The sequence below is a fragment of the Halopseudomonas sp. 4NH20-0008 genome (assembly GCF_057548395.1).
In genome coordinates, this window is record NZ_BAAJMD010000021.1 from 26010 (window position 1) to 36158 (window position 10149).

The following is a 10149-nucleotide window of genomic DNA, read 5'->3' on the forward strand; positions in this document are numbered from 1 at the left end:
ATACTGAATAAGGATGTTTCATGATTCCCGGTTTGTTGGCAAATGAAGTAGCCGCCGCTCTGCGCGAGTTTATTGTCACTGGTTTTGAAACCGAAACCGCCCCTTTCGCCGGAGAGTTTCGCCGCCTTGTTGAAGAGCAGCAGGATGGTGAGGCCTTTATTAAGGGGCCCTATGTATCAGTTGGCTTGCCTTTTCTGAAAGGCCAGGCCGGTAACGATTTCTTTCCCGCCTTCGCCACGGAATTTCCCCCTTTTGCGCACCAGGAGCAGGCATGGCTGCGTTTGGCATCGAATCGTCAGGCAGCCAATACGCTAGTGGCAACCGGCACAGGCTCAGGTAAAACCGAGTGTTTTCTTTATCCTGTATTGGATCACTGCCAACGTATCGGTGGCCGCGGCATAAAAGCGATAGTGATTTATCCCATGAATGCCTTGGCGACCGATCAGGCTAAGCGTTTTGCCAAGGAGATTTATCGTCAGCCAGCCATGAAGGGGCTGCGTGTTGGTCTTTTTGTGGGAGGGGATGCGCAAGGCAACAAGGTCATGACGCCCGATCAGGTGATAACTGACAAGGAAGTACTGCGCAATGACCCACCTGATGTGCTCCTGACGAACTACAAGATGCTCGATTATCTGCTGATGCGTCCCAAGGATCAGACGCTATGGGCGCATAACGGACCGGATACCTTGCGCTACTTGGTAGTCGACGAGCTGCATACTTTCGATGGTGCTCAGGGAACAGATCTTTCGCTATTGATTCGGCGCCTGCGCGCCCGCTTTTCGCTTGCTCCGGAGAAATTGATCTGCGTTGGCACCTCAGCGACCCTGGGTGGTGAGGATAGTATAAAGGGCTTGCTGAGCTATGCTTGCGATATATTTTCCAGCCCATTTGAACGCAGTTCGATTATCGGCGAGCAGCGTGAGTCTGACAGTGAGTTTCTCGATAACATCGCCTATCTGCAGCTGAACCCCAATGTAACACCTGATGATGTTCGCAGGGCCTTGGCTTCCAGTTTGACGGACTATCTGAATACGGCGTACCTGCTTTACTTTTCTACTGAGCCGGAATTGGATTTGACGACCAAAGAGGGTCGGATTTTTCTCGGCAAGCAGCTCAAGCGACATGGACAGGTGGCCAATCTGCTGCGTCAGTTAAAGCTTGGGCGCGGTACGCCGCGTTTTCGTGATCTGGTCAAGCTCTTGGCCGGACAGGTTTCCCGGGCCTTTTTAGCCGATTCAGAGTTGGCGCTGATTGCGCTTTTGTCATTATTGGCCCATGCACGCGATTCGGTTGGTCGCCCTTTTGTTCAGCTCCGCTTGCAGCTCTGGTCGCGCGAGTTGCGTCGTATCGTGGGCACTTTGCGCGAATCAAGGGTGCTTAGTCTGACCGAGACCGATTCGGGTGAAACACCGCCATTCGCTCCGCTCTTGTCTTTTGCTGACGATCAACCACCAAAGGATCTTAAACAGATCCGATTGCCACTAGTCCAATGCCGTGAGTGCAGGGGTACGGCCTGGTTAACACGGATGGAGCAGGGTGGAGTGGTCGATCAGCAGATCGAGGCGGATCTGCAGAAAACCTATGATGCTTTTTTCAAGCATCATGCCGAAACCTGCCTGTTGCTCCCCTGGGATAGTTCAAGCGTACATCCACCAGGGACGCAGCATTTTCGTATCTGCGGCGAGTGTGGACATACTGCCGCGCTGAACCATGCTGGGAACTGCAAGGCTTGCCAGGCAGATAATAGCGCGCTGGTAAGAGTGACCAGGCCACATATGCTCAAGGAGGTTACGCAGGGTGGTATCAACCGCGTTCAACATGAGCATGACTGTCCTTATTGCAACGCGCGATCAGCGCTTGTTGTGTTTGGTGCGCGTTCTGCCAGCCTGAGCGCAGTAGCGATACACCAATTGTTCAGTAGTCGGGATAACGACGACCGTAAGTTGCTGACATTCAGTGACTCTGTTCAGGATGCAGCGCATCGGGCAGGTTTTTTTGCGGCGAGAACCTGGCACAACAATGTGCGCATGGCCTTGACTCAGATGCTGGAGGCTCAAGCTGAGCCTTTACCGATTCTGGCTTTGCCTGACCGGTTTGAAGCTTTTTGGCTAGCACACCAGGGCCATAATGGCAGACTTGTTCTGCCTGATTACCTTCGCGAGTTCATGCCACCTGACAAACGTTTTCGCAGTGACTTTGAGCAATTTGAACAATCTGGTCTGGTTACCGATCCCAAGCCATTATTGCAGATAATTCGTGAACGCATGCTTTGGCAGGCGCTTGAGGATTTAGGCTGGCGAGCGCAGATCGGCCGTTCGTTGCAGCGTATTGGTGTGGCTGCAATCAGCTGGACTTTTGCACCCATGCAGCAAGCTGCTGCAGCCTGGTGTCAGTTGGTTGAAAACGAATTGGGCTATCGCATTGGCAGCGGTCAGGCGCAGGCAGTGTTTATCGGACTGATGCAGCATTTGGTATTTCAGGGGGCTTTTGGTCTTAAGTCATTGAGCCTGTACCGATCGAATTCTGGCCGAGCCTATCTGCTAAACAAGCTTGGATTTACACCTGCGATGGGACCGAGCAATGCCCGGCCGCGTTACCCCGCGATACGGGGTGGTGAAGGTCTTGACCCGCTCGTACCCAAGCATGGTAATGCCTGGCTGGGCAACTGGTTGGCGTGTCTGAATCCGGACCAGTTGGTGGATCGCAAGCAGTTGGAGTTGGTTTTGGCTGCCGCGTTGGATGCGCTTTGCGACGCAGGGCTGGTCAAATCTGAAATAACTGAGTCAGGGTCTAAATTGTGGATGCTAGATCCTGAGCAGCTTTATATTGTCACTGAGGTACAAGCGGTTGACTGCCCTGGGCACAGAGAGTTACATGTGCCCGCCGAGTTGGCTGAACGTTGGATCGGGTTACCTCGTCTCTCTGCAAGTCATCCTGACCAGGTTTACGAAAGGTGCATGCCTGTTCGTGAGACGCTGTTCAGTAATCTCTATCGGCGTGGAGAAATCCACCGCGTTATCGCCCATGAACATACGGGTCTGCTCAGCGCCAGCGAGAGAATTCGTGTTGAAGATAGCTTTATCAAGGGTAAAAAACCTTGGGAATATAACCTGCTGTCGGCTACGCCCACGCTGGAGATGGGTATCGATATTGGCGATCTGTCCAGCGTTTTACTCTGCTCTGTACCGCCTGCCCAAGCAAACTACCTGCAGCGCATTGGGCGTGGCGGGCGTCGTGATGGTAATTCGTTTGTTCTCACTCTGGCCAGCGGTAGGCCGCATGACCTTGTGTTTTATGCAGATCCAGCCCGCATGCTGGATACCCCCGTTGAGCCACCGGCTGTATTCCTTAAGGCGCGACATGTCCTTCGTCGCCAGCTACTTGCTTACAGTATGGACTGTTGGACTTACCGTTCTGCTGGTAGCAATCAAGTCCCTGCCACTATGCAGCCGGTACTGGATGCCGTTGAAAAAGCACAGGAAGATCGCTTCCCTTATACCTTGTTGAGCTTTCTCAAACAGAATATGCAGGACATCTGGGACGGTTTCAGCACCCATGTAGCTACTGAGCTCAGTGGCGATGATCTTGAGCTGCTTCGACAATTTTTGTTTGGAGGGCCGCAGCATCAGGACGATCGTTTGGAGCTTTACGTTATTGACCGACTGAAGCTGGTTGCGGATGAGCGTAAGCGTTTTGCAGCTAATATCAGTGAGCTTGAAAAGCAGTTAATGACACTGCGTAAGCGCCCGCAGGATGAGCATACTCAGGCTGAAATTGCTGAGTTGGAGCGCGAGATTGCGGGCTGTCGCAGCATGCGCATTCGTATGAACAAACGCGAAACACTCAATTTTTTGACTGATGAGGGTTTGCTTCCCAATTATGCATTTCCGGAGGAGGGTGCAACTTTGCACTCGGTAATTTTTCGTTCGGACAAGGCAAAGTCGGGTGATGGTGCTGAGCGTGAGTTTATCAAGCGAGAATATGAATACCAGCGGCCTGCGCAAGCAGCCCTGTCTGAGCTGGCGCCGGAATCGATATTTTATGCGGGTAATCGTAAAGTCAAAATTACCCGGGTAGAAACAGCGCGCGGGCGCAACATTCAGGACTGGCGTTTTTGCCCGCGCTGTCACTACTCCGCAGCGGCTGATGAACCGGATTCCGGGTTCAGTGAGAAGACTTGTCCGCGCTGCCAGACATCGCAGTGGGGTGATGCCAGTGCGCGTACAAAAATGCTGCGCATGACTCAGGTTTATGCCTTCACCAATGCTCAGGACGCACAGTTGGATGATACGTCTGACGACCGCGAACCGGTCTTTTTCAACAAGCAGATGTTAATTGACTTCAAGCCTGCGGATATCCGCATTACCTGGGTACTGGATGACAAGGACAAGCCATTCGGGTTTGAGTTTATTCGTACAGCAAACTTTCTTGAGGTGAATTTTGGCCGACGGGAAGGCGAGCCAATGATGTTTGATGTAGCAGGCGAACAGTTACAACGTAACGGCTTTCCTATCTGTCGCGAATGTGGGTCGGTACAGCCGCGCAAGGGCGAAGCAGTTCACCTTAAAAGCTGCAGTTTCTCAAAGGGACCTCGCAAGTTGGCAACTGGTCAGGATGATCTGGGGATTGAGAACTGTTTGTACCTCTATCGCCAGTTCAGTTCTGAAGCGTTGCGAATCCTGCTGCCTCGTCTCTCAACGGGAGGCACTGAGGAACAGGTTAACTCATTTGTTGCGGCACTTCAGTTGGGTCTTAAACGCCGATTTGGTGGCAAGGTCGATCACCTGAGGGTTGCCTATCAGAGTGAGCCAATCGGTCAGACTGATGAACGCCGGCATTTTATTGTCCTATACGATTCAGTGCCGGGGGGTACGGGGTATCTGCATGAGTTGTTGAGTAAAGCGGAAAATATGCAGTCCGTATTCGCAATGGCCTACGCGGTAATGCAGGGCTGTGATTGTTACCATAACAGCATGGATGGCTGTTATCGCTGCTTGCTGGAATACCGTAATGCCTATGGCATGGAAAGCACCAGTAAGGAGCTGGCTCTGGAAATGCTCAAGGATATTGTTGAGGGTGGGCATAAGTGGGTTCAGGACAGTGAGTCTCTGAGCGCATTGGCCACAAACCCTTGGGTTGATAGTGAACTTGAAGCACGCTTTCCTGAAGCATTGGCATGCTTTTCCGGCCATGACTGTGTGGGCGGGGAAAGGGTGCGAGTATTACAGGACATTGTCCGTGGCAAACATGGATGCCGTTTGACTATTGGTGAGCAGGCTTACGAGCTTGAACCCCAGGTTGATCTTGGTGCCAGCCAGGGTGTGCAGTTTGCCAGTCGCCCGGATTTTGTACTCTGGCCTTCTCGTAGTGGTCTTAAGCCTGTTGCCATTTTTCTGGATGGCTACCGCTATCACCAGTCAAAAAGCAGCGAAGATATGCTCAAACGCCAGGCTTTGATGCATGCAGGCTATGTTGTTTGGACACTGAGTTGGTATGACGTTAACAAGGTTCTTGGCGACAAAGCGCTCGACATACCCCTACTTGCGGGTATGACCTCACCTGAACAACATCACAAGGCAATTGCTATATTTGCTAAACAAACGGGTTTCGTTAACCCGGCACTGCACTTGAATAAATCTTCATTTGAACTTCTTATGCATTTTCTTGCAGACCAGGACACGGCCTCTTTGGGAATGCAGGGCCTGTTGTTCGCACTGCAGTGTTTGCCAGCGGCCAGTTTGGCTGACGCCCTGGTCAAGGAAAGCGTGAGTAAGGAACTGTCAGCCTTGCCAGCTGCATTTACGGATTTATGCCCAGCTAATCCGGTCATGGTGGGTGCGGTTGATCTCAAGGATGCACAAGGAGCCGCTAGCTTGCGGTTGGAATTCCTCGCTGGCGAATCATTGATTCAGCATGCTGATCTGACACAAGCGGCCGTTTTGCTGTGTTATGACTTGAAAAAGGGCAGTGAAGAGTCAGCGCGGTATCAGTGGCAACGATTTTGGGCTGCAGTCAATCTACTTCAGTTTTTGCCAGTCTTTTATGCATGGACACCTGAGTCAAAGAGTCAAGGTACGGCTGCCGGCCTACTTTGGCCTTCACCCCATCATTCCAGCAGTGCGCCTGCGACAGAATCCTTACAACCGAGTTGGTTCGCTGATCTGGATGAGCCACTGCGTCTCTTGATGGCGGAGCAGTCGGTTACCTGGCCTGATCAGGCCAGGGTAGGGGAGGAGATCATTTCCGGATCGCTCGATGAGGTTGTCGGTGAGGCAGAATTGTTATTTATCGAATTGAAGATCGCGCTTCTGCTGCCCGAAATTGAGGATCAGCAGGCGGCCAGGCCTCATTTGGAAGCACAGGGATGGGTCGTGTGTGATTCCGTAGCCAAGTTGGCCGCAACTATCAATGAAATGGACTCAGGAGCCTGAAATGGTCAGCGTAGCCTTTTCCGAAAAGTATTTTGAAAGCCTATTAAAGCTCACGCCTAACGAGCAAACGCAGGCCAACAAAGCTGTTATGCAATTTCAGCAGGATCCTCAGCATGGCGGTTTGCACTATGAGAAGCTGATGGCTTGCAAAGATACCAAGCTCCGATCAATTCGAGCCAACCAGGATGTACGCGTCATCCTGGCAGCAGCGGACAAAGAAGATCTCTACTTGCTTTTATATGTTGCCCATCATGATGATGCGTATGCTTGGGCTGCCAAACGTAAAATCGAGATCAATCCCAACACCGGTACTATTCAGCTGTTCACGGTCGAGGAGAGCGTGCAAAGCCCGCAAGGACATCAAGCTGCTTCCTCGCAACCAGGGCTCTTTGATGCCTTGCGTGATCGTCAATTGTTACAGCTGGGCGTGCCTCAAGAGACTTTGTCCTTGGTTAGGGCTATGCGGATTGAGTCAGATCTTGAAACAGCGCGTTTGAACGAGCAATTACCCCAAGATGTCCATGATGGATTGTTCATGTTGATGGCTGGCGCCAGTTTTGAAGAGGCCTATCAGGAGACTGTTCTTCAAATACCTGATGCGGTTGATACCTCTGATTTTGCTGCAGCTTTGAACAGGCCAGAATCCCAGGCACATTTTGCCATTGCCGAGAATGAACAGGCGCTTCGAGAGGTACTTAATCAGTCGATTGAGAAGTGGCGCATATTTTTACATCCAGCCCAAAATCGACTGGCTAAGGGTAAAAAGAGCGGCTCAGTTCGGGTCCTGGGCGGTGCTGGAACCGGCAAGACGGTTGTGGCTATGCATCGCGCCAAATGGCTGGCAGAACACGCAGCCGGTGAAGGTAGGAAGGTACTCTTTACAACCTTTACCAAGAATCTCGCGGCTGATATTCAACAGAATTTGAACAAGATCTGTTCGGCTGAAGCGCTTGCCAGAATTGAGGTCGTCAATCTGGATGCGTGGGTCCTCAACTTCTTGAAAAAACAAGGCTATGACTATGGCCTGCTGGTTGATAATCAACTGGAGAAGCGTCTGTGGGAAGAGGCCTACTCAGAAAAGCCTGCCGGGCTGGATCTCAGTATGATTTTCTTTCAGGAAGAGTGGTCCCGCGTCGTTCAACCCCAATCGGTAACGCAGGTTGATGAGTATAAGGCAGCATCGCGAATCGGACGTGGAACACGCCTAAACAGGCAGCAGCGGGTTGAAATATGGCCTGTATTTGAGAGATATCGTCATCTTTTGGCTTCTAACCATGTAAAAGAATCCGATGATGCCTATCGTGATGCGCGCGCACTCATTGAGTCCAATCCCGACATGAGACCAAAAATAGGCTCGATTATTGTCGATGAAGCACAGGACATGGGTACGCAGGCATTTATGTTGTTACGAGCTTTGGTACCCGCGGGTGCGAATGATCTATTTATTGTGGGTGACGGCCACCAGCGGATTTACGGGAAAAACAGAGTTGTATTAAGTCAGTGTGGCATCGACATTCGTGGCCGCAGTGCTCGATTGAAAATTAACTACAGAACTACAGATGAAACACGCAAGCTTGCTGTAAGTATTCTGGAAGGAGTGACGGTAGACGATCTGGACGGTGGTGAGGACTCCCAAGCCTATTACCATTCATTAATGCATGGTCCTGCACCAGAGGTGGCCTCCTTTGACAGCGAGAACGAACAGGCAAAGGCCATAATCAAAGCAATTGAGAGTCAGGGATTCTCACCTGATGCCTGCTGTGTTATTGCACGTACCCGTAAAGAAGTGGAGCGTCTCAAGGTCGCCCTCGAAGGCCTTGATCAGGCTTGTCATATATTGGACGGTAGAGGGGCGAATACGCCAGTAGATGCACTGAATTTGGCAACAATGCACCGCGTCAAAGGGCTTGAGTTTGACGCTGTGTTTCTCGCTTCAGTAAACAAGGGTTTGGTGCCCCTTGATTATGTCGTCGATTCTGCGGCAGATCTTGTCACGCGTCGTCAGCGTGAAAATGAGGAGCGTGCACTGATTTACGTAAGCCTAACCAGGGCTAGAAAATTGGCGTATGTGTTCTCATACGGGATCATGAGCGACTGGCTGAAGAAGTGATTGAAGCTAACAGCCAGGATCAAGGCATTTAGTTTTGATCCTGGTGTCATGGGTGTGTGCCGGCATCCCGCGCATTTCAAGCACAGGCTTACCGGCGTGACCTGCGTGCTACGTTCTGGAGAGTTTAAAACGTTGGTTTGCTATTGAGATAGCATTTTGAAGAGCCGTTCTTTCCAGGTTCGGCCTTGGCTTTCTGTTTCTATCTCCAGTTCATCATGACTGCAACTGGGGCACTCAGTAAGGATATCGATACCTAGTCTGAGCGCATCGCTCTTGGGTTTTATTCGCTTTGACCAGTTGCATACAGGGCAACGAACCGTGAATGGCTGAGGAGGAATCGGCATATTTTTTACTCTTAGTGCTGCTTTGAGGTCAGGATAGTTGTTATTAGGAATTATGTCGGGACTTTCACTTCGTATGGAATATCCTGCTTAATACCCGATACTCAACTTGTAGTGGTCAACTGATACCGGACAGTATTTTAAGTTTTTCTTCAGCCGCTACCGGTGATAAACCACAGTTGAAGGTATGCGGTCGTTGCTTGTTGTAATAGCCAATCAGGTAGTAAGCAATATCCCTCTGCGCTTTGTACATGTTTCGATAGCCGATGGCGGGTCCCCTTCAGGTTAAGCCGATGGGCGCCGTGCAGAAGTCGGTCCTGGATGGCGTCGGCGAGCATGACGGAGCCGATGTAATCGTCCCAGTCTTCGGTGGGTAGCTGGCTAGCAATGAGCATCCGGTGATGCATAGGTTCAGCTATTGGCCGATGCTGCATTCGGCAAAGATATCGGTGATCTGCGGGTAGATGCGCCGCTCGCTGGCGCGAATAGAGCGCACCCGTTCCAGTCAGAACCAGCAATATGCATTTTTTGCATATTGCTTTGCTCAGGTATTTCGCCGTCTTTGAAGACATTACGAATATGCCTGAACACTACCGAATGGTCACGCCCAAACCCCTGTATGGATTGCATGGTATTGGAGTTTTATGTGCACCGGCATTGTAACCAGCACTGAGAATTTGGACAGCCGTCTTTAGCATCCCTTCCAGCGGTAATGCCGACTAATAGTCTGTTGCGAGTGTCTTATTGCGTAAAAATCGCAATTTGCCAGCACATACACCGCTTACTTCTTGTGATACTGAACCGGCTTCAGACCCATGGTCTGACGTGCGAGCTGAGCGCGTATACAAGTACAGCCTGCAAATCTGATCGTGCATCAGAGCCCAACCACTTCATGGCATCAGATATGCCATGACCCATCTAAGCGACCCTATGGGTCATCTCTCTGAGTGCGACCGTCTGGCCGCCACCGCACGAACGGCGTGCAAATAATTACTTGAATCCAAGGTGAGCAGGTAACCGAAAAACCAGCAGTTCAACGATCTACGGATCACAAACGAGTGCCGATTTATCAGCGATTCGCTGGCCAATCGGATTTTTTAAAAAAATTGAATGTTAAAGAGATGGTTCTGAATATGATTAAAAAATGTATCAATATCAATGATATGAAAAATTTTGGTCGAACTAAATCATGGACTAAAACCCTTGTCGGCGGGTTGCCACTTGTGCGCAGACACAGGCATGCCGACAAGAGTTCGTCATTAAGTTT

At 50.9% G+C, this 10149-nt stretch carries 4 protein-coding genes; 3 read left to right on the top strand and 1 reads right to left on the bottom strand.

From position 1 onward, the window contains the following. Positions 1–20: 20 nt before the first annotated feature. Complete coding sequence (locus AC27HQ_RS16280) at positions 21–6431, top strand: DEAD/DEAH box helicase (RefSeq protein WP_487157260.1); 6411 nt, start codon at positions 21–23, stop codon at positions 6429–6431. 1 nt (position 6432) lies between these two features. Next, positions 6433–8541, top strand: coding sequence for a UvrD-helicase domain-containing protein (locus tag AC27HQ_RS16285; RefSeq protein WP_487157261.1), 2109 nt, complete (start codon positions 6433–6435; stop codon positions 8539–8541). 493 nt (positions 8542–9034) lie between these two features. On the opposite strand, the gene AC27HQ_RS16290 is transcribed toward AC27HQ_RS16285, so the two are convergent. Then, positions 9035–9454, bottom strand: a complete 420-nt coding sequence (locus AC27HQ_RS16290; RefSeq protein WP_487157262.1) for an ATP-binding protein — start codon at positions 9452–9454, stop codon at positions 9035–9037. A gap of 486 nt (positions 9455–9940) precedes the next feature. Between AC27HQ_RS16290 and AC27HQ_RS16295 the strand changes: the two genes are divergently transcribed. Next, positions 9941–10149: hypothetical protein (locus AC27HQ_RS16295; RefSeq protein WP_487157263.1), on the top strand; the 209-nt coding region annotated here is incomplete at its 3' end.

What these genes read in the sequence shown, in the direction of transcription:
- AC27HQ_RS16290 (WP_487157262.1), bottom strand. Translation starts at nt 9,454, where the DNA reads ATGTCTTCAAAGACGGCGAAATACCTGAGCAAAGCAATATGCAAAAAA.
- AC27HQ_RS16280 (WP_487157260.1), top strand. Translation starts at nt 21, where the DNA reads ATGATTCCCGGTTTGTTGGCAAATGAAGTAGCCGCCGCTCTGCGCGAG.
- AC27HQ_RS16285 (WP_487157261.1), top strand. Translation starts at nt 6,433, where the DNA reads ATGGTCAGCGTAGCCTTTTCCGAAAAGTATTTTGAAAGCCTATTAAAG.